Source organism: Candidatus Methylomirabilota bacterium, from assembly GCA_035764725.1.
In the GTDB taxonomy this organism is placed as follows: Bacteria; Methylomirabilota; Methylomirabilia; order Rokubacteriales; family CSP1-6; genus DASRWT01.
The window spans coordinates 1-18,725 of the sequence record DASTYT010000133.1; the positions used below are offsets into that span (position 1 = coordinate 1).

The 18,725-nt window shown below is 69.4% G+C and carries 20 protein-coding genes; 16 read left to right on the forward strand and 4 right to left on the reverse strand.

The window, feature by feature from the left end:
* From VFX14_22340 to VFX14_22410, 15 genes are all read left to right on the forward strand, one after another.
* Nucleotides 1-870, forward strand: an 870-nt coding sequence (locus VFX14_22340) for an FAD-dependent oxidoreductase (protein ID HEU5192433.1), incomplete at its 5' end; no start/stop codon positions are given.
* Nucleotides 871-984: 114 nt separating this feature from the next.
* Nucleotides 985-2,328, forward strand: a complete 1,344-nt coding sequence (gene ugpB, locus VFX14_22345) for a sn-glycerol-3-phosphate ABC transporter substrate-binding protein UgpB (protein ID HEU5192434.1) — start codon at nucleotides 985-987, stop codon at nucleotides 2,326-2,328.
* 45 nt (nucleotides 2,329-2,373) lie between these two features.
* Nucleotides 2,374-3,258, forward strand: a complete 885-nt coding sequence (gene ugpA / locus VFX14_22350; GenBank protein ID HEU5192435.1) for a sn-glycerol-3-phosphate ABC transporter permease UgpA — start codon at nucleotides 2,374-2,376, stop codon at nucleotides 3,256-3,258.
* Complete coding sequence (gene ugpE / locus VFX14_22355; protein ID HEU5192436.1) at nucleotides 3,255-4,106, forward strand: sn-glycerol-3-phosphate ABC transporter permease UgpE; 852 nt, start codon at nucleotides 3,255-3,257, stop codon at nucleotides 4,104-4,106. Before ugpA ends, ugpE begins: the two co-directional genes overlap by 4 nt.
* Nucleotides 4,103-4,939 (forward strand): glycerophosphodiester phosphodiesterase family protein, encoded by an 837-nt coding sequence (locus VFX14_22360; GenBank protein HEU5192437.1) that lies wholly within the window; start codon nucleotides 4,103-4,105, stop codon nucleotides 4,937-4,939. Before ugpE ends, VFX14_22360 begins: the two co-directional genes overlap by 4 nt.
* Nucleotides 4,936-6,444, forward strand: coding sequence for a glycerol kinase GlpK (glpK, locus tag VFX14_22365; protein HEU5192438.1), 1,509 nt, complete (start codon nucleotides 4,936-4,938; stop codon nucleotides 6,442-6,444). The genes VFX14_22360 and glpK overlap by 4 nt, the downstream gene beginning before the upstream one ends.
* A 20-nt stretch (nucleotides 6,445-6,464) precedes the next feature.
* The gene (locus VFX14_22370; protein ID HEU5192439.1) at nucleotides 6,465-7,583 is read left to right on the forward strand and encodes an extracellular solute-binding protein; all 1,119 of its coding nucleotides are present in this window, start codon (nucleotides 6,465-6,467) and stop codon (nucleotides 7,581-7,583) included.
* Between the two features lies 1 nt (nucleotide 7,584).
* Nucleotides 7,585-8,673 carry an ABC transporter ATP-binding protein gene (locus tag VFX14_22375; protein HEU5192440.1) on the forward strand — a complete coding sequence of 363 codons (1,089 nt, stop codon included), beginning with the start codon at nucleotides 7,585-7,587 and terminating at the stop codon, nucleotides 8,671-8,673.
* Complete coding sequence (locus tag VFX14_22380; GenBank protein ID HEU5192441.1) at nucleotides 8,670-9,710, forward strand: alpha/beta hydrolase; 1,041 nt, start codon at nucleotides 8,670-8,672, stop codon at nucleotides 9,708-9,710. The genes VFX14_22375 and VFX14_22380 overlap by 4 nt, the downstream gene beginning before the upstream one ends.
* Nucleotides 9,711-9,723: 13 nt before the next feature.
* Nucleotides 9,724-11,391 (forward strand): iron ABC transporter permease, encoded by a 1,668-nt coding sequence (locus VFX14_22385; GenBank protein ID HEU5192442.1) that lies wholly within the window; start codon nucleotides 9,724-9,726, stop codon nucleotides 11,389-11,391.
* A gap of 118 nt (nucleotides 11,392-11,509) precedes the next feature.
* Nucleotides 11,510-11,725: an AtpZ/AtpI family protein gene (locus VFX14_22390; GenBank protein HEU5192443.1), complete on the forward strand. Its 216-nt coding sequence runs from the start codon at nucleotides 11,510-11,512 to the stop codon at nucleotides 11,723-11,725.
* A gap of 3 nt (nucleotides 11,726-11,728) precedes the next feature.
* Nucleotides 11,729-12,073: a hypothetical protein gene (locus VFX14_22395; protein HEU5192444.1), complete on the forward strand. Its 345-nt coding sequence runs from the start codon at nucleotides 11,729-11,731 to the stop codon at nucleotides 12,071-12,073.
* Between the two features lie 12 nt (nucleotides 12,074-12,085).
* Nucleotides 12,086-12,868, forward strand: coding sequence for a F0F1 ATP synthase subunit A (gene atpB / locus VFX14_22400; protein HEU5192445.1), 783 nt, complete (start codon nucleotides 12,086-12,088; stop codon nucleotides 12,866-12,868).
* Nucleotides 12,869-12,900: 32 nt separating this feature from the next.
* Nucleotides 12,901-13,224 (forward strand): ATP synthase F0 subunit C, encoded by a 324-nt coding sequence (locus tag VFX14_22405; GenBank protein HEU5192446.1) that lies wholly within the window; start codon nucleotides 12,901-12,903, stop codon nucleotides 13,222-13,224.
* 88 nt (nucleotides 13,225-13,312) lie between these two features.
* A complete protein-coding gene (locus VFX14_22410; GenBank protein ID HEU5192447.1) occupies nucleotides 13,313-13,963 on the forward strand; it encodes a redox-sensing transcriptional repressor Rex in 651 nt (216 codons plus the stop codon).
* 78 nt (nucleotides 13,964-14,041) lie between these two features.
* On the opposite strand, the gene VFX14_22415 is transcribed toward VFX14_22410, so the two are convergent.
* On the reverse strand, nucleotides 14,042-14,866 hold the full coding sequence (locus tag VFX14_22415) for a helix-turn-helix transcriptional regulator (protein ID HEU5192448.1): 825 nt from the start codon (nucleotides 14,864-14,866) through the stop codon (nucleotides 14,042-14,044).
* Between the two features lie 69 nt (nucleotides 14,867-14,935).
* On the opposite strand from VFX14_22415, the gene VFX14_22420 reads away from it, so the two are divergent.
* Nucleotides 14,936-16,141, forward strand: a complete 1,206-nt coding sequence (locus tag VFX14_22420; protein HEU5192449.1) for an MFS transporter — start codon at nucleotides 14,936-14,938, stop codon at nucleotides 16,139-16,141.
* 4 nt (nucleotides 16,142-16,145) lie between these two features.
* On the opposite strand, the gene VFX14_22425 is transcribed toward VFX14_22420, so the two are convergent.
* From VFX14_22425 to VFX14_22435, 3 genes are read right to left on the reverse strand one after another with little or no spacing between them, the layout of a single operon-like run.
* On the reverse strand, nucleotides 16,146-17,171 hold the full coding sequence (locus VFX14_22425) for an adenylate/guanylate cyclase domain-containing protein (GenBank protein ID HEU5192450.1): 1,026 nt from the start codon (nucleotides 17,169-17,171) through the stop codon (nucleotides 16,146-16,148).
* Between the two features lie 19 nt (nucleotides 17,172-17,190).
* Nucleotides 17,191-18,201, reverse strand: a complete 1,011-nt coding sequence (locus tag VFX14_22430) for an ABC transporter substrate-binding protein (GenBank protein HEU5192451.1) — start codon at nucleotides 18,199-18,201, stop codon at nucleotides 17,191-17,193.
* Nucleotides 18,201-18,674, reverse strand: a complete 474-nt coding sequence (locus VFX14_22435; protein ID HEU5192452.1) for an OsmC family protein — start codon at nucleotides 18,672-18,674, stop codon at nucleotides 18,201-18,203. Before VFX14_22435 ends, VFX14_22430 begins: the two co-directional genes overlap by 1 nt.
* Nucleotides 18,675-18,725 lie beyond the last annotated feature (51 nt).

Sequence of the window (18,725 nt, forward strand, 5' to 3'; positions counted from 1 at the left end):
CTGACCGAGCGGGCGGTGTATCTCTCGTCGGACTCCGACGAGCGGATGATCTTCGTGATTCCATGGCGCGACTTCTCGCTGGTCGGCACCACCGACACGGACTTCGACGGCGATCCCGACCGCCTGTGGGCCACCCGCGGCGAGGTGGAGTACCTGCTCGCAGCGGTGCGCCGCGTCCTGCCCGACCCGCGCGTCTCGCTCGAGCACGTGGCCTACACCTACGCGGGGGTGCGCCCGCTCGCTTTCGAAGAAGGCGCCGCCGCGTCCAGGGTCTCGCGCGATCACCGCGTGGTGCTGGAGGGCAACGAGGGACGGCTCATGTCGGTGACCGGCACCAAGCTCACCTGCTTCCGCAGCCTCGCCGAGGAGGTGGGCGACCTCGTGGCGGCGCGGTTGCAGCGGCGCCAGCCCTCGGTCTCCGCCCGGCTGAGCCTCGACGGGCTCGACGAGGATGTGGCGAAGCTCGAGGCCCGCGCCTGGCTCGACGTCTCCGCGGAGATGGCGGCCACCGGCCTGCCCCGCGACACTTTGCAGATCCTCGTGGACACCTACGGCCGGGGCTACACGCGGGTGCTCGAGCTCGCCAAGAAGTTCCCCGACGGCGCCGAGCGGCTGTGCCCGTCCAATCCCGAGATCGTCGCCCAGCTCCACCAGGCGGTGCGGGAGGAGATGGCGGTGTCGCTCCAGGACTTCCTCATCCGCCGCACCGCCATCGGCCAGAGCCTCTGCCAGGGCCTCGACTGCGCGGAGTCCATCGGCCGGCGCATGGCCGACGTCGCCGGCTGGTCCTCGCGCCGGCTGAGCGCCGAGCTCGAGGCTTACCAGAAGTACGTCGACCGCTCTCACCGCTTCCGCCAGGCCGCGTCATAGCCCTGCAATAGGGGCGTGGCATCATCGCCGCGCCTGAATTAGAATACGCGCCGGAGCCGCTCGTACGTGCGACCACCGGTACTCACACTAACCTCGCAGCAAGGGGGAACCGGCATGACTCGTCGATCGTTCACGCTCCTCATGGGCCTTCTTCTCGCGGTGACGATGGTCGTCGCCGTCGCGCCGTCACGCGCGCAGCAGAAGGTGCAGGTGGAGTTCTGGCACGGTCTCCCGCAGCCGCTCGGCGGCATCCTCGAGAAGATCGTGGCCGACTTCAACGCCTCGCAGGCCCAGTACCAGGTGAATCCGAGCTTCAAGGGCTCGTATCCTGAGACCATGGTGGGCGCGATCGCGGCGTTCCGCGCTGGCAACGCGCCGCACATCGTGCAGATGTTCGACGTGGGGACGGCGACGATGATGTCGGCGCGCGGGGCGGTGAAGCCGGTCTATGAGCTGATGAAAGAGGCCGGCGTGCCCTTCGATCCCAACGCCTACGTGCCAGCGGTGAAGGGTTACTACAGTCTCCCCGACGGCCGCATGGTGTCCATGCCGTTCAACAGCTCGACCACGATCATGTTCTACAACAAGGACGCCTTCAAGAAGGCCGGCCTCGATCCCGCCAAGCCGCCGCAGACCTGGCCAGACCTCATCGCCGCCGCCCGCAAGATCAAGGCGGCCAACGCGGCCCCCTGCGCGTTCACCACCGCGTGGCCCACGTGGGCGCAGTTCGAGCAGTTCAGCGCCATCCATGACGTGCCGCTCGCCACCAAGGCCAACGGGATGGCGGGGCTCGACGCCGAGCTGAAGATCAACAGCCCGATCCATGTCAAGCACGTGCAGGCCCTCATGGACATGCAGAAGGAGGGCACGTTCAAATACGGCGGCCGCGACGCCGCCGGTGACGCGCTGTTCCCCTCCGGCGAGTGCGCGATCATCCACGCCTCCTCCGGGCTCCGCGCGCGCATCATGCGGGAGGCGAAGTTCGAATGGGGCGCGGCCATGCTGCCGTACTGGCCGGGCACGCCGCACGCGCCGCTCAACTCCATCATCGGCGGCGCGAGCTTCTGGGTGATGACCTCGCCCACCCGCAAGCCCGAGGAATACAAGGCGGTGGCGGAGTTCTTCCGCTACATCAGCCAGCCCGACGTGGTCGCCAAGTGGCACACCGACACCGGCTTCCTCCCTGTCACCATCGCGGGGTACGAGAAGACGAAGGCGTCGGGGTACTACCAGCAGAACCCCGGCACCGACGTGCCCTATCTCCAGCTCACGCGGACGCAGCCCACCGAGAACTCCCGCGGGCTCCGCCTGGGCAACATGCCGGAGATCCGCAACATCATCCAGGAAGAGCTGGAGAAGGCCTTCCAGGGCCAGCAGACCGCCCAGCAGGCGCTCGACAACGCCGTGCAGCGCGGGAACGTTGTGCTGCGGAACTTCGAGCGGGCGAATCGATCGTAAGCGCGTGAGGGCCTGGGGGTCACGCACCGCGCGCATGAGGATCGTGTGCAGCGGCGCGTGATCTTCGACAGCAAGATGCTGCCGTATCTCCTCCTCGCGCCGCAGCTCGCGATCACCCTCGTCTTCTTCTTCTGGCCCGCCGCCCAGGCCGTCTACTACTCGTTCTTCCTGCAGGATGCGTTCGGGCTGCGCCAGACCTTCGTGTGGTTCGAGAACTACAAGGTCGTGCTCACCGATCCGCTGTACCTCGCCTCCGCGGGGCGGACGGTGATCTTCAGCGCCTCTGTCACGTTTCTGTCCATGGCGAGCGCGCTCGCCCTTGCGGTCATGGCGGACCGCCGGATCCGCGGCGCCGCCGTGTACAAGACGCTACTGATGTGGCCCTACGCGGTGGCCCCCGCGGTCGCCGCGGTGCTCTGGCTCTTCGTCCTGCATCCGACCATTGGCATCCTCGGGCGCGCCCTTCGCGACTTCGGGATCCCGTGGGACTACAAGATCAACGGGCCCCAGGCGATGCTCCTGGTCATCGTGGCGGCGGCCTGGAAGCAGGTCAGCTACAACTTCCTCTTCTTCCTCGCCGGGCTCCAGGCCATCCAGAAGCCGGTGATCGAGGCGGCGGCCATCGACGGCGCAGGCCCGTCGCGGCGCTTCTGGAGCATCATCTTCCCGCTGTTGTCGCCCACGACGTTCTTCCTGTTGGTCGTCAATCTCGTCTACGCCTTCTTCGACACCTTCGGCACCATCCACGCGCTCACCGCCGGCGGCCCCGGCAAGGCCACCGAGACCCTCATCTACAAGGTGTACGTCGACGGCGTGGTCAACCTCGACCTCGGCGGGTCGTCGGCGCAGTCGGTCATCCTCCTCATCGTCGTGATGGGGCTCACCGCCGTCCAATTCCGCTACATCGAGAGCCGGGTCCACTACGGATGATCGAGGCCGGCTCGCGCACGGCATGGCTGCCCCACCTCGTGCTCGTCCTCGGGGTGATCGTGTTCGCCTTTCCCATCTACATGGCCCTGGTCGGGTCGACCCACGACGCCGGCACCATCGGGCGGGGGAGTCTGCCCCTGTTGCCCGGCGGCCTCGCCGCGGAGAACTACGCGCAAGCGTGGTCCCACGGCAGCGGGATGCGGGTAAAGGCCCCCCCGGTGTCGCGGATGCTCCTCAACAGCCTGGTCATGGCCCTCGTGATCGCCCTGGGGAAGATCGCGGTCTCGGTGATCTCCGCCTATGCGGTCGTCTTCTTCCAGTTCCCCGGCCGCATGTTCTTCTTCTGGATGATCTTCGTCACCTTGATGCTGCCCGTCGAGGTCCGGATCATCCCGACGTTCAAGGTGGTGTCCGATCTGGGGCTGATCAACACCTTTCCCGGCCTCACCGTGCCCTTGATCGCGTCGGCCACCGCGACGCTGCTCTTCCGGCAATTCTTCATGACGATCCCCGACAATCTGGTGGAGGCGGCGAAGATCGACGGCGCGGGCCCGCTGCGCTTCTTCAAGGACATCCTGATCCCGCTCTCGCGCACCAACATCGCCGCCCTCTTCGTGATCCTGTTCATCTTCGGCTGGAACCAGTACCTGTGGCCGCTCCTCATCACGACCAGCCGCAGCATGGACACCATCGTGATCGGCATCACCAAGATGATCGGCACGGGGGACGCCCAGACCGACTGGAACCTCATCATGGCCACCGCGGTGCTCGCGATGCTCCCGCCGGTGGCGGTGGTGGTCCTCATGCAGCGCTGGTTCGTGAAAGGGCTGGTGGAGACCGAGAAGTGAGGCTCGTCATGCTCGCCAGTCTCGCCCTCGGGGTGCTCGCCACCCTGGCCGGCCCCGCGCTGGCCCAGCCGGCGGCGCGCGTGACCAAGTTCGCCGCCCACCGCGGCGGCGCGCTGCTCTGGCCCGAGAACAGCCTGCTCGCCTTCCGCAACGCCGCCGAGACCCTCGGCGCCGATTTCCTCGAGTTCGACGTGCACCTGTCCAAGGACGGCCAGGTCGTCGTCATCCACGATCCCACCCTCGAGCGCACCACCAACGGCCGGGGCCTGGTGCGCGCCCACACCCTCGCCGAGCTACACGCGCTCAGGCTGCGCGACCGCACCGGCGCGCTCACCGACGAGCCCGTGCCCTCGCTCGACGACGTGGTGGCGCTCGCCATGCGCACGCACCGCCAGATGCTGCTGGAGATCAAGGTGGACGACCGCGAGCAGCGCTACCCGGACATCGAGGAGCGGGTGTTCGAGGTCTTGGACCGCCACGGGGCCGTCGGCGCCACCGTCGTGATGTCGTTCGAGCGTGACACCTGGAAGCGCGTGCGGGCGCTCCGGCCGGAGGCGCGGGCGTGCGCGCTCTACTCGCGCCGCACCCTCGGCGACCTCGGCTCGACCCTGCGGGCGGAGATGGAGCGGGCGCAGCGCGCCGGAGTGACCATGCTGGGGCTGCACCAGAACCTGGTGGACGCCGACGCCGTGGAGCTCGCGCACCAGGCGGGGATGATCCTCGGGGTGTGGACGGTGAACGACGCGGGCGGGATCCGGCGCTTCATCGGCCTCGGCGTGGATCTCGTCATCACCGACCGGCCGGATCTGGCCAAGACGGCCCTCGGGCGGTGAGCGCGGCTCGCCGCTTCGTCCTCGCGCTGGATCAGGGCACCACCGGCTCGACCGCGCTCGTGGTGGACGGGGACGCCGCGGTGCGCGCCCGTGGCTACGCCGAGCTGCCCCAGCACTACCCGCGCCCGGGCTGGGTGGAGCACGACCCCGAGGACATCTGGACATCGATGGAGACCGCGGCGGGGCAGGCGCTGCGCGCCGCCGGGATCACGGGGGCTGAGGTGGCCGCCATCGGCATCACCAATCAACGGGAGACCGCCGTGCTGTGGGAGCGCGCCGGCGGCCGGCCCGTGCACCACGCCATCGTCTGGCAGTGCCGCCGCACCGCCCCGATGTGCGATCGCTTGAAGGCGGACGGCTTCGAGTCGCTGTTCCGGCGGAAGACGGGTCTCGTGCTCGACGCGTACTTCTCCGGCACCAAGATCCGGTGGCTCCTCGATCACGTGGCGGGGGCGCGGGAGAAGGCGGAGCGCGGCGAGCTGGCCTTCGGCACCGTGGATACCTGGCTCCTCTGGCGCCTCACCGGCGGGCGCGTGCACGCCACCGAGCCCACCAACGCCTCGCGCACCCTCTGCTTCGACATCGAGAAGCTCGCGTGGGACGCGGAGCTGACCGCGGCGCTGGGCGTTCCCATGGCGCTCCTGCCCGAGGTGCGCCCGACCGCCGGCGTGTTCGGCGAGACGGTGCGCGGCGCCCTGCTTCCCGCCGGCATTCCCATCACGGGCATCGCCGGCGATCAGCAAGCCGCGCTCTTCGGCCAGAACTGCCTCGAGCCGGGCGCGGCCAAGAACACCTACGGCACCGGCTGCTTCCTGCTCGTCAATACCGGCGCGCGGCCGGTCACGTCCAGCCACGGCCTGCTCACCACCGTGGCGTGGTCCCTGGGCGGCCGCGTGGCCTATGCGCTCGAGGGCAGTGTGTTCATCGCCGGCGCGGCGGTGCAGTGGCTGCGCGACGGGCTCGGCATCATCGCGGAGGCCGCCGAGACCCAGGCCCTCGCGGAGTCGGTGCCGGACACCGGGGGCGTGTACCTCGTGCCCGCCTTCGTGGGGCTGGGCGCGCCCTACTGGGATCCCTACGCGCGGGGCACGCTGGTCGGCCTCACGCGCGGCACCGGCCGCGGCCATCTCGCGCGCGCCGCGCTGGAAGCCATCGCGTATCAGAGCCGCGACGTGCTGGACGCGATGGCCGCGGACGCGGGCGCCCCGATCACGAGCCTCCGGGTGGACGGCGGGGCCTCCGCCAACGACTTCCTCTGCCAGTTCCAGGCCGACATGCTCGGCGTCGAGGTGCTCCGGCCCGCAGTCACCGAGACGACCGGGCTCGGCGCCGCGTATCTGGCCGGCGTGGGCGCGGGACTCTGGCAGCCGGGCGAGCTGGGCTCGCGCTGGCGCCTGGGCCGCCGCTTCACGCCCCGCCTGGCCGCGCCGGCGCGTGAAGCCGCCCATCGTGGATGGCGCCGCGCTGTCGAGCGCGCCCGCGCCTGGGTCGAGCCCGAGGCATGACCTCACAAAGGAGGCACTGGATGATCCGCTTCGCCCTGGTCGCCCTCACCCTGCTGGTCCTCGTCGCTCCCGCCGGCCCCGCCGTCGCGCAGGCGCCCGTCGAGAGCGAGCTGAACCTCATCACGCCGGTGTCGAAGTTCATCCACGACGCCGCGCTCAAGGCCTTCGCCGACTATGCCAAGGAGAAGTGGAACGTCACCGTCAAGGTGAGCGCGATCCCCGCGGGCACGCCGGTGGCCTACGGCCGCATCACCGAGTGGAAGGGCAAGCCCGAGGTGGACATCTTCTGGGGCGGGGAATCGGCGCTCTTCGAGAAGCTCGCCGAGCAGAAGCTGCTCCAGAAGGTCGAGATCTCCAAGGACGCGTGGGAGTCCATCCCCGCCTCCATCGGCAAGCCCAAGCCCATTCCGTTGAAGGACAAGGACGGCTACTGGGTCGGCACCGCGCTGGAGCCCTACGGCCTCGTCTATCACCCGCGGCGGCTCCAGCGCCTCGGGGTGCCCGAGCCGAAGGAATGGGAGGATCTTCTCAATCCCAAGCTGAAGGGCGAGGTGGCCCAGTGCGCGCCCACCCGCTCGTCCTCGTCGAACGCGACCTACGAGGTGATGCTCTCGATGCTGGGCGAGGACAAGGGCTGGGAGTGGCTGCGGAAGCTCGCCGCCAACACCGGCCACTTCACCGCGCGCAGCCGCGACGTGCCCACCGTGGTGGCGAAGGGCGAATTCGCGGCGGGCTTCGCGGTGCCGTCCTACATGGCGTTCGAGGAGAAGCTCGCGGGCTTCGATCTCAAGTTCGTCGCCCCCAAGAACGCCTTCGTGACGCCGGAGCCCATGGCCATCCTCGCCGGGGCGCGTAATCCCAAGGCGGCACGCGCCTTCGTGGAGTTCCTCCTCACCGAGCGCGGGCAGCGCGTGTTCATGGAGCGCGGCCTCTTCCCGATCACCCCCAGGTACAAGGTGCAGGGCCCGCCGGGCTCGACCGCGGAGATGGCCGTGCAGTTCACCGGCGGCGTGCGCTCGTACTTCGACGGCGACGTGACCAACGTCTACGACGAGAGCGTCGCGGCCAAGCGGTCGGAGGCGCTCAAGACGCGCTTCCGGAGCGACATCGAAGCCAAGTGGGACGAGCTGAAGAAGTAGCGTGAAGATCGCCATCCGCGGCGTCGTCAAGCGGTTCGGCACGGTCACCGCGGTGGACCGCGCCGAGCTGGACGTCGCCGACGGCGAGCTGTTCACGTTGCTGGGCCCGTCGGGCTGCGGGAAGACCACGCTCCTGCGTCTGCTCGCCGGCTTCTATCAGCCCGATGCGGGCGAGATCGCCTTCGGAGAGCGGGTGGTCAGCGGGCTCGCGCCCTACGAGCGCAACATCGGCATGGTGTTCCAGAACTACGCGCTCTGGCCACACATGACGGTGGCGGGCAACGTGTCGTACGGCCTCCGCCTCCGCAAGCTCGCCGCCGCCGAGGTCGAGCGGCGCGTGCGCGAGGGGCTCGCCAAGGTGAATCTCGGCGGCCTCGAGTCGCGCTATCCCGGCCAGCTCTCCGGCGGCCAGCAGCAGCGGGTGGCCCTGGCCCGCGCGCTCGTGCTGAACCCCGACATCCTGCTGCTGGACGAGCCGCTCTCGAACCTCGATGCCAAGATCCGCGTGCAGGTGCGCGCCGAGATCCGCAAGCTCCAGCAGGAGCTCGGTATCACCACCATCTACGTGACCCACGATCAGGAGGAGGCGCTCTCGCTCTCGGACCGGGTGGCGGTGATGAAGGACGGCCGCGTGCTCCAGGTGGGCGCGCCCAAGGAGATCTACGAGCGGCCCCGCACCCGCTTCGTGGCCGACTTCGTGGGGACCAACAATCTCCTCCCCGGCCAGGTGCGCGAGCGGCGCGGCGAGCGGGTCGTCGTGGAGACCGGGGTCGGGCGGCTCGAGGCCATTCCCAACGCGGCCGCGGGGGTCACCGACCGCTGCGTCCTCGCCATCCGGCCGGAGAACGTGGTCATCGCGGCCGCGGGGGCGGGGAGCGCCGGCGCCAACGGGGGCAACGCGGTCAGCGGCCGGGTCGCGTTCACCTCGTATCTCGGAAGCACGCTGCGCTACGACGTGGAGACGGGGGCCGGCCTGGTCCTCAAGGCCGACATCCGCGACCCGTGGCATCACAATCCCATGCCCGTGGGCCGGGCGGTGACGGTGTCCTTCCCGGCCTCCGTGACCCTGGCCTTGCCGGAGGAGCCATGACGGACAAGCAGGCGCTGCCCAAGCTCGAGCTCTCGCACACCCTCATGCCCGAGAACGACGCCCTCCGCTTCCTCGCCGGCCATCGCATCACGATGGGCAGCCGCACCATGGATCCGAAGGCCCAGCTGGTCGGCGAGTTCGCGAAGTCGATTCGCGTGCCCGGGGTCTACCCGCCGCTGCCCGAGCTCCGGCAGCAGCTGCGCACCATGGTCACCCTCATGGACGAGCCGGCCCCCGCGCTCGCCCGCATCGAGGACGTGACGGTCCCCGGCCCCGCCGGCGCCATCCCGGCGCGGGTCTACGATGCCGCGAGCGGGGGCGGGCCGCGGCCCGGCCTCGTGTATCTCCACGGCGGGGGCTGGGTGCAGGGCGATCTCGAGACCCATCACGGCCTCTGTGCGCGCCTCGCGCAGCGCGCGGGGATCGTGGTCGTGGCCATCGATTACCGCCTGGCGCCGGAGGCGAAGTTCCCCGCCGCGGTGGAGGATTGCCTGGCCGCCTATCGGTGGATCCGCGAGCACGGGCGCGCCCTCGGCGTGGATCAGGCGCGCGTGGCGATCGGTGGCGACTCGGCAGGCGGGAATCTCTCGGCGGTGGTGTGCCAGCTCGCGAAGGCGGGCGGCCTGCCCCTGCCCACGTGCCAGGTGCTGATCTACCCCGCCACCGACTTCTCCATGAGCACGCCATCCCACCACGAGCTGGAGAACGGTCACATCATACCGCGCGAGCGCATCGTGTGGTACGCGCAGCAGTACCTCCGCGGCGAGGCCGACAAGAAGGATCCGCGCGTCTCGCCGATCCTCGGCGACCTGCGCGGGCAGCCGCCGGCGCTCATCATCACCGCGGGCTTCGATCCCCTGCGCGACGAGGGGCATGCGTACGCGACGGCGCTCGAGAAGGCGGGCGCGGACGTGCAGTATCACGAGTATCCAGGCCAGATCCACGCCTTCGTCTCACTGACCAAGGCCATTCCCCAGGGCACGGCCTGCACCCACGAGATCGGCGACTACTTGCGGCAGCGCCTCGGTCGGGCCTAGCGGGCCCCGCCCCGTGGGCCGGCGCCTCCCGCTCGCCGCCGGGGTCACGCTGATCTGGCTCTTCCTGGGGCTGTTCCTCGTCTACCCGCTCGTCCGCATCTTCTACGACGCGGTCACCACCGAGGGGGGCCAGCTCACCCTGGCGCACTTCCACGATTTCTTCACCGACCGCTTCTATCTCCGGTCGCTGTGGAACTCGCTCCTGCTGGGCGTGCTCACGGTGCTGACGAGCAGCGTGCTCGGGATCGCGGTGGCGTTCCTCCTGGTGCGCTACGACTTCCGGGGGCGCGACCTCTTCAGCTTCCTCACCATCATTCCCATCATCTCGCCGCCGCTGGTCGGCGTGCTCGGCTTCACCTTCATCCTGGGACGGGCGGGGACGGTAAACGTGCTCCTCATGGACTGGCTCGACCTCCTCCGCCCGGTGAACTTCCTCTACGGGATCCACGGGGTGGTGCTGGTGGAGACGCTCCACCTCTTCCCGATGATCACGCTCAATGTGGTCGATGCCCTCGGCAAGATCGACCCCGCGCTGGAGGAGGCGGCGGAGAGCGTGGGAGCGCGGGGCTGGAGGAAATTCTGGACGGTGACGCTGCCCCTCACCACTCCCGGCTACGTGGCGGGCGCGCTCCTCGTGTTCATCTGGACCTTCTCCGACTTCGCCACGCCGCTGATCCTGGGCGTCCAGGACCTCCTCGCCGCCCAGGCCTACCTCAACATCGTCCAGTTCGTGGACAAGCGCATCTTCCGGATGGGCATCGTCATCTCGGCCCTCATGGTGCTGCTGGCGGTACTCTTCCTCCTCGCCGCGCGGCACTACGTGGGCCTCAAGGACTACTCCTCGCTGGCCTACTCGCGGGTCGCGCGCCGTCGCCTGCGCGGGGTCCACCAGGCGCTCGCCCTCGCGTTCCTCGGCGCGCTCCTCCTCCTGGCATTCATCCCGTACTTCGGGGTCGCCCTCGCCTCCGTGGGGAAGGGGTGGTCGCTCACCCCGCTGCCCACCGCGTACACGCTGCAGTACTACGAGCGGGTGATCGTGGAGACGCCGAAGTACATCCTGAACAGCTTCCTCTACTCGGGGATCGCCGTGGCCATCTGTGTGGCGGTCGGGGTCCCCATCGCGTGGCTACTCGGGCGCTCGCAGGTGCCGGGGCGCGATGCGCTCGACGCGCTCAACACCCTGATCCTCGCCATCCCCGGCACCGCCATCGGCATCGCCTACATCCGCGCCTTCCACTGGGATCTGCCCGGCTTCGACCGACCGCTCACGTCCTTCTGGATCGTGATGCCGCTGGTGCTGGCGGTGCGGCGGCTGCCGTACACCGTGCGCGGCGCCTACGCCTCGCTCCTGCTCGTGCATCGGTCCATGGAGGAGGCGGCGGCCAGCGTGGGGGCGACCGGCGCGCGCACCTTCCGGGACATCACGCTGCCCTTGATCTGGAAGGGCGTCCTCGTCGGCAGCCTCTTCTCGTTCATGACCTCGCTCCAGGAGGCGTCCGCCGTCCTCTTCCTGGCGCTCGGAGGCTGGGAGTCGATCACCAACGGCATCTTCGCCTTCTATATCGCGGGAAGCGCCAACGAGGCGGCGGCGCTGGGCGTGATCCTGATCGTCGTGGCCGCCCTCGCCACCTTCGTGATCAATCGCGTAGCCGGCACCCGGATGGGAGGCGTCTTCGGGTGAGCCTTTGTACTGACCCGCCAGCGCAGGACCTATGAAAACGAACACGTAATCAGCATGTTGCGAGGCCTTGTCAGGCCCGAGGGCGTGTGCTAGTGTTTCGGTTCACATGGCTCCCGGGATGGACCGGTCGTCATGGCGTGGCATCGCGAGCTATGCCCAGCTGGGGACGACGCTATTCGCATGCGTCATCGTCGGGCTGGTCGGCGGGTACTTCGCCGATCGGCTCCTGGGCACGCAGCCGTGGCTCCTGCTGGTGGGCCTGGGCTTCGGGATCGCGGCCGCCGCGTGGAACCTTTACCGCGCCCTGCAGGCGCTGAACCGCATGGACGAGTGAGTGATGATGGCCGCTGAACTGGTGAACCGCGTGACGCTGACGGGCCTGGGCGGAGCCGCCCTCCTCTCCGTCGCCGCCGCCTTCGTCGGCGGCCCCAGCGCGGCTGTCGGCGTGGCCGGCGGCGCCGTCATCACGCTCCTGAACTTCCGCTGGCTGGCTCGCGACGCCATACGGGCCACCTCGGGCGAAGGCCGTCTCTCCGCCCTCGGCTTCCGCAAGATCGCCGCGCTGCTCGCCCTCGGTGGCCTCGTCGCCAGCGGGGTGACGCACCCGGTGGCGGTGGCCGCCGGCCTGTTCGTGCTGCCGCCGGCGTTGGTGGCCCAGGGTCTTCTCGCCGCGCGAGACTGAGGACCGAACCGCATGGACATCATCGAGCACCCGCCGATCTTCCGACTGCCCGGCATCCCGGATCACGTCACCTATACGTGGATCGCGATGCTCTTCCTCATCGTGGTCTCCCTCTTCGCCACGCGGCGCCTCGCCCTGGTGCCGACGGGCGCGCAAAACCTCATGGAGATGGTGCTCGAGCAGTTCCACCAGATCCTCGACGAGGTGATCGGAGCCGGCGGGCGGCGCTACCTGCCCCTGGTCGGGACCCTCGGCCTCTTCATCCTCACGTCCAACCTGATGGGTCTGGTGCCCGGGATGGCGTCGCCCACCGCGAACTTGAACACCACCGCGGCGTGCGCGCTCATCGTGTTCTTCACGTACCACGTGATCGGCGTGCGCAAGCAAGGACTCATTCCCTATCTCAAGCACTTCGCGGGGCCGGTGCCGGGCCCGCTCAAGCCGCTCATGTTCGTCATCGAGGTGATCAGCCACCTCGCGCGCCCGCTCTCGCTCTCGCTGCGGCTCTTCGGCAACATGGCCGGCGGCCACATCCTCATCGCCATCTTCTTCTTCATGATGGGCTTCGACGGCCTGCTGGGCTGGGCGCTCACCGGCTCGTTCGGGGGCCTGGTGATCGGCGCGCCGGGCACCATCGTCGCCGCCGCGTTCGTGATCGGATTCCTGCTCCCGCTGAAGCTGCTGGTCGCGTTCCTCCAGGCGTTCATCTTCGTCATGCTCACCATGATCTACATCACGGGCGCCCTCGAGGAAGCCGAGCACGAGGCGCACCACGCCCCCGCGGGCCATCACTAGCAGTCATGACCCACATACCAAGGAGGAAGTCCGTGCGACGTACACTGATGTTCGCCCTCATGGCGGTGTTCGCGGTTCCAGGGATCGCGCTGGCGGCGGATGCCGCGGCGGGCGGCCCAGGTGAGTGGGTCAAGCCGTTCGCGGCGCTGGCCGCGGGCCTCGGGTTCGGGCTGGCCGCCGGTCTCTGCGGTCTGGGTCAGGGGCGCGCGGCGGGCTCGGCGGTAGACGCGATGGCGCGCCAGCCCGGCAACACGAACCGCATTCAGACCGCGATGATCCTGGGTCTCGCGTTCATCGAGTCGCTGACGCTGTTCGTGTTCGTCATCGCCGTCATCCTGCTCTTCGTGAAGTCATAACGCAGGGATTCCCTTTCCACTCCCTTCGCCCTCCCTCTCCCACAGGGGAGAAGGCAGGGGGCGAAGGAGGGGAGAGGGGGGTGGACGCATGACGCCGCGCTCGCATTTCAAGATTCCAAAGATCCCCGAGATGACCGTGCGACGGCTGTCCGTGTACACGCGGTGCCTCCAGCAGCTGGAGGAGGACGGCGTCAAGACGGTGTCCTCGCAGGAGCTCGCCGAGCGCTTCAACTTCAACTCCGCCCAGGTGCGCAAGGACCTCGCCTACTTCGGCGAGTTCGGTGTGCGAGGAATCGGCTACTACGTGGCCGGGCTCAAGGCGGAGCTGCAGAAGATCCTGGGGCTGGATCGCGAGTGGCCGGTGGCGCTGGTCGGGCTCGGCAACCTGGGCGCGGCCCTCTACCACTACAAGGGATTCGCCAAGCAGGGCTTCCGCATCGCCGCCGTGTTCGATGACGACCCCGCCAAGTGGGGGCATGCCGAAGGCGGCATCCCCATCATGCCGATGCGTGATCTGCCGCGCGAGGTGAAGGCGCGGAATCTCCAGATCGCCATCGTGGCGGTGCCGGCCGAGTCGGCGCAGTCGGTGACGGAGAAGCTGGTCGCCGCGGGCATCAAAGCCATCCTCAACTTCGCCCCCGGCCGCATCAAGGGCGCGAAGGACGTGCGCCTGAAGAACGTCGATCTGGCGATCGAGCTCGAGTCTCTGTCGTTCTACCTCGCCCAGGGCAACCGCTGATCGCGCGCCCGCGCGACTCGGCGGCTCGTCACCTCCCAGCCTCTACCGCAGGGCCCCGCCGACCCCCCTGCGCTCGGCTCAGGCGGGCCGTCCCGCGGCGGTCCCGTCCGCCGGCGCGGTGAAGTAGGCGCTGGGCGGCGCGCCCAGCGCGCGCTTGAACATGGCCGTGAACGCCGAGGGGGAGTCGTATCCGAGGTCACCCGCGATGCGCGTGATGGGCTGGCCGGCGGCGAGGAGGGCCATCGCGGCGAGGAGTCGCGCCTGCTGCCGCCAGCCCGCGAAGGGCAGCCCCGTTTCCTTGACGAAGAGACGGGCGATGGTGCGCGCGGAGGCCCCCGCCTCGCGCGCCCAGTCGTCGAGGGTGCGCGCGTCGCCCGGGTTCGCGCGGAGGGCGCGGCAGATGCGGGCGAGCCGCTCGTCGCGCGGGAGCGGCAGATCGAGGGCGATGGCGGGTAGCGCCGCGATCTCGTCCAGGATCAGGCTCATGAGCCGGCCCGCCGGCCCCGCCTCGTCATAACGCACGGGCAGGTCGCACGCACGGAGGATCAGCTCGCGCAGGAGCGCGGAGACCGCGAGCACGCGCACGCGCGAGGGCAGGCGCGGGGAGGCGTCCCCGCGGATGTAGAGCGTGCGCATGGCCACCGCGCCCGCCATGCGGATCTCGTGCGTGATCCCGCCCGGCATCCACACCGCGCGCTGCGGAGGCACCGCCCAGGTGCCCTCCCGCGTGCTCACGAGCATGGCCCCCTGGGCGGCGAAGATGAGCTGAGCGCGCTCGTGAGAGTGCGGCGCGATGTGGAAGCCGTCGGGGAAGTCCTTGGCCATGGCGGCCACCGGCCGGGGGACGCGCTGATAGTCCCTGGGGTCGGTGGAGCGGGCGCGGGGGGTCGGGAGGGCCATCATGTCCGGTTCTCGACGATGGTTGGCAGACTATAGCAAGTCAGGCAGGCCAGACAAGGCTAGAGTAGGGCCATGTCCAGACTGAGCCCGACCAGCCTGCTGCTGAACATCGGCCACGCGCTCGATCATCTCTTCCTCTTGATCTTCGCCACCGCCGTCGGGACCATCGCGGCGGAATGGGGCATGGCCTGGCAGGATCTCATGCCGTACACCGCGGGCGCCTTCGTCCTCTTCGGGCTCGGCTCCCTGCCGTCGGGCCGGCTCGGCGATCTCTGGGGTCGGCGCGTGATGATGGTGATCTTCTTCATCGGGCTCGGCGCCGCGGCCTGCCTGGTCGCCCTCGCCCGCGGGCCCTGGGCGCTCGCCGCCTCGCTCGTGTTGATGGGCGCCTTCGCGTCGATCTATCACCCGGTAGGCATTCCCATGATCGTGCAGGGGGCCAGGAACCCGGGCTTCACCATCGGGGTCAACGGGCTCGCCGGCAATCTCGGCATTGCGGGCGCGGCTGTTCTCACCGGGTTCCTCGTGAAGCTCTTCGGCTGGCGCGCGGCCTTCCTGGTGCCCGGCCTCGTCGCGATCACGTGCGGGCTGCTGTTCGCTGCCCTGGTGCCGCGCGAGGAGATCGCGCCCGCCAAGCGGCCGAAGAAGTCCGTCGACCTGCCCCGCGACGTCATGGTCCGCGTGTTCTTCGTGATGACGCTGGCCGCCATCTCGGGAAGCCTCATCTTCAACTTCACCACCAACGGCAACGGCCGCCTCCTCGCCGAGCGCTTCGGGGGCATCGTGGACGATCCCGCCACGCTGGGCGTGCTCCTCGCCGCGGTCTACACGGTGGCGTCGTTCGCGCAGCTCGTGGTCGGCAAGCTCATCGATCGCTACCCGCTCAAGCGCGTGTATCTCCCCATCGTGGCCGCGCAGGTGCCGCTGTTCGTGCTCGCCGCCCACGCGCAGGGCTGGGCGCTCTACGCGCTGGCCCTGGCCTTCATGACCTTCGTCTTCGGCGCCATTCCGTTCATCGACGCGATGATCGTCCAGTACGTCGACGACCGGATGCGCTCGCGCGTGTCGGGGATGCGACTGACGGTGTCCTTCGGGGTGAGCTCGCTCGCGGTGTGGGTGCTCGGGCCCGTGGTCAAGAGCGCGGGCTTCACCACGCTGCTGCTGGTCATGGCGTGCCTCTCCGCCTTGACCACGCTGTTCGTGGCGATGCTTCCGGGGGCGTTCGGCAGCCGGGCGCCCAACGCCGCGGCGCCGGCGCCCGCGCCCGCTGCGCGCTAGCCTCTCAGCCGTCGCTCAGGCTGTACGCGGTGACCCGCGCGTCCTTCCCGCGCAGCTCGAGCTCGCCGCACCGTGAGGCGACGACGCCCGGCGGAAGCGTGAGGCCCTCCAGCAACGCTCCCGAGGCGATCAGCTCGAGCCCGGCGCGCTTGGCGTACTCCTCGAGGCGTGCCGCAGTGTTGAGAATGTCCCCCACGAACACGATCTCCTGCCGGAGGTCGCCCAGCTCGCCCGCCGTCACCGTACCCCCGTGCAGTCCGCCGCGAAAGCGCGGCACGACGCCGAACTGGCGCTCGTAGGCGGTGGCGCGCTCGGCGACGACGGCGCGGATCCCGAAGAAGCAGCGCACGCAGGCCGCTTCCCGGGCGCCCGCCTCGCGCGGCCACGTGATCACGACCTCGTCGCCCGCGTACTGGTAGATCGCCCCGCGGGACTCGAGCACCGGCTCGGTGAGGTCGTCCACGAACTGGCGCAGCAGCTCGAAGTAGCGGGCGCTGCCCAGGCGCTCCGCGAGCTGGGTGGAGCCTTCGAGGTCGAGGAACAGGAAGATGCGCTCCTCGGCGTGCGGCCGGTGATAGACGCCGGTGACGAAGTAGCGGAGCACGTTGATGCCGACGATGCGGTTCATCTGCTGGAGGAACTGGACGACGACGGCGACGATCGCGAAGTAGGGGAGCGCGTAGACGAGATGGGCGTCGCCGAAGCTCGTCATGAAGCGTCGGACGCTCAGGCTCGTCACCATGAGGCCGGTGGCGCGGCCCACCAGGAAGAGGCCGAGCACGATGGCGCTGCTGAGGAAGAGATCCGTCATGAATCCCAGGCGCCGGAACCATCCGCGGAGGCGTCCGCCCCGGACGAACAGGAGGAATCCGCCGACGAGGGCGGTGACGATGATCCCGTCCACCACGCCCTGCAACGCCGAGCGCAGCGACACCTCGTCGGTGAGGACGTTGAAGACGGGGGTGATGGCGCAGACCACCGCCATGATGCCGAACAGCTGCTTGAGCCGGCGCCGAGTGGCCGACGTCATGCCGTGCTCGGCCGGCGGCTCACTCCATCACGCGATCGGCCCGCAAGCGTACCGAGCGGGGGATCGTGATGCCGAGCGCCTTCGCGGTCTTGAGGTTGACGATCAGATCGAGCTTGGTCGGCTGCTCGACGGGGATCTCGGCCGGCTTGGCCCCCTTGAGGATCTTGTCGGCGTAGCCGGCGGCCTCGCGGTACATGTCCACGAGGCTCGCCCCGTAGAACATGAGCCCACCGTCCTCGACGAACTCCTTCTCTCCGTAGACGGCGGGCAGGCGGCCCTTGGCGGCGAGGGCGATGATCTTCCGGCGATGAGTGAGGAAGTAGGGGTCGACGACCACCATGAGCGCGGTCGCCCGCTCCGCGGCGATCGCGGCGAAGGCCTTGTCGAGCGCGTCCACGCTCGCCGCTTCGAAGAAGGGAAGCTCGAGTCCCAGCCCGCGGCTGATGGCCGCCCGGTCCCGCTGGAAGTCGGCTGCGTAGGGCGTTCCGGTCTTCGACAGCACAGCCACCCGGGTGATCCCCGGGACTGCTTCCTTGAGGAGCTCCAGCCGCTTGGCGCTCAGCGCCTGGCCGAGCGCGGTGACGCCGGTGAGGTTACCGCCGGGACGGGGTAGGCTCGCGACGAGCCCGTAGGCGACGGGATCCCCGGTGGTGACCATCACGATCGGGATGGAGCTCGTGGCCTTCTTGGCCGCCATCGCGCCGGGATTGGAGCCGGTGAGGATCAGGTCCGGGCGCTGCTCGACGAGCTGCGCGGCGAGCGCGGGCAGCCGGTCGAGCTGGCCGTCGGCGAAGCGCGACTCGATCGAGTAGGTCCTGCCCTCGATCCAGCCGAGCTCGCTCATGCCCTTGCGAAAGGCGGTCATGTTGATCCGGTCCGCCTCGGCGGACAGCGGCGAGAGGCGGCCGATGCGTACCGGCCGGGAGCCGAAGGACGCCTGGGCCTCCGCGTGGGGCGTCACCAGGAGCATCGCGACGAGGACCAGGAGGGCGACGCCGGCGAGTCGCGCGGGCGAGTGGCGAATGACCATCAGGCGGGACGCGCGACCGTGATCTCCGTCTTCACCGACTGCGCGATGAAGCACTGCTCGTGCGCCTCGTGATGGAGATGCTCCTCCTCGGCCTCGGAGGGCCGCTTCGTCCCGCCCCAGCTGATGCGCGGGGTCAGCGTGACGTGGCTCACCCAGGGCGTCCCGCCCCGCTCGGTCTTCGTCATCTTGCCCACCGCGGCGTCCTCGTAGGCATCCACCACGAAGCCCGCCTTCTGGGCCAGATACACGAAGGTGAGCATGTGGCAGCTCGAGATCGCGGCCACGAGCGCTTCCTCGGGATCCACCGCGGAGGGGTTCGACCAAGGCGCCGGCACCACCGAGGGCGAGGACGAGCCCGGCACGGTGAGGCCGCCATCGAAGGTCCAGGTGTGCTCGCGGGAGTACTTTCCCTTCGTGAAGTCGTCGGGCGATCCCGTGCGTGTCCAGCTGATCGTGGCGTGGTGCTCGGCCATGAATCCGGCTCCTTCAGCGAATGGGCCTCGCCGAACTGTAGCATGCCCTCC

Excerpts from the sequence above, each read along its gene's own strand:
- VFX14_22380 (HEU5192441.1), top strand. The coding sequence starts at position 8,670 with ATGACGGACAAGCAGGCGCTGCCCAAGCTCGAGCTCTCGCACACCCTC.
- VFX14_22435 (HEU5192452.1), bottom strand. The coding sequence starts at position 18,674 with ATGGCCGAGCACCACGCCACGATCAGCTGGACACGCACGGGATCGCCC.
- VFX14_22390 (HEU5192443.1), top strand. The coding sequence starts at position 11,510 with ATGGACCGGTCGTCATGGCGTGGCATCGCGAGCTATGCCCAGCTGGGG.
- VFX14_22425 (HEU5192450.1), bottom strand. The coding sequence starts at position 17,171 with ATGACGTCGGCCACTCGGCGCCGGCTCAAGCAGCTGTTCGGCATCATG.
- VFX14_22395 (HEU5192444.1), top strand. The coding sequence starts at position 11,729 with ATGATGGCCGCTGAACTGGTGAACCGCGTGACGCTGACGGGCCTGGGC.
- VFX14_22410 (HEU5192447.1), top strand. The coding sequence starts at position 13,313 with ATGACGCCGCGCTCGCATTTCAAGATTCCAAAGATCCCCGAGATGACC.
- VFX14_22370 (HEU5192439.1), top strand. The coding sequence starts at position 6,465 with ATGATCCGCTTCGCCCTGGTCGCCCTCACCCTGCTGGTCCTCGTCGCT.
- ugpE (HEU5192436.1), top strand. The coding sequence starts at position 3,255 with ATGATCGAGGCCGGCTCGCGCACGGCATGGCTGCCCCACCTCGTGCTC.
- ugpB (HEU5192434.1), top strand. The coding sequence starts at position 985 with ATGACTCGTCGATCGTTCACGCTCCTCATGGGCCTTCTTCTCGCGGTG.
- VFX14_22430 (HEU5192451.1), bottom strand. The coding sequence starts at position 18,201 with ATGGTCATTCGCCACTCGCCCGCGCGACTCGCCGGCGTCGCCCTCCTG.
- atpB (HEU5192445.1), top strand. The coding sequence starts at position 12,086 with ATGGACATCATCGAGCACCCGCCGATCTTCCGACTGCCCGGCATCCCG.
- VFX14_22415 (HEU5192448.1), bottom strand. The coding sequence starts at position 14,866 with ATGATGGCCCTCCCGACCCCCCGCGCCCGCTCCACCGACCCCAGGGAC.
- VFX14_22420 (HEU5192449.1), top strand. The coding sequence starts at position 14,936 with ATGTCCAGACTGAGCCCGACCAGCCTGCTGCTGAACATCGGCCACGCG.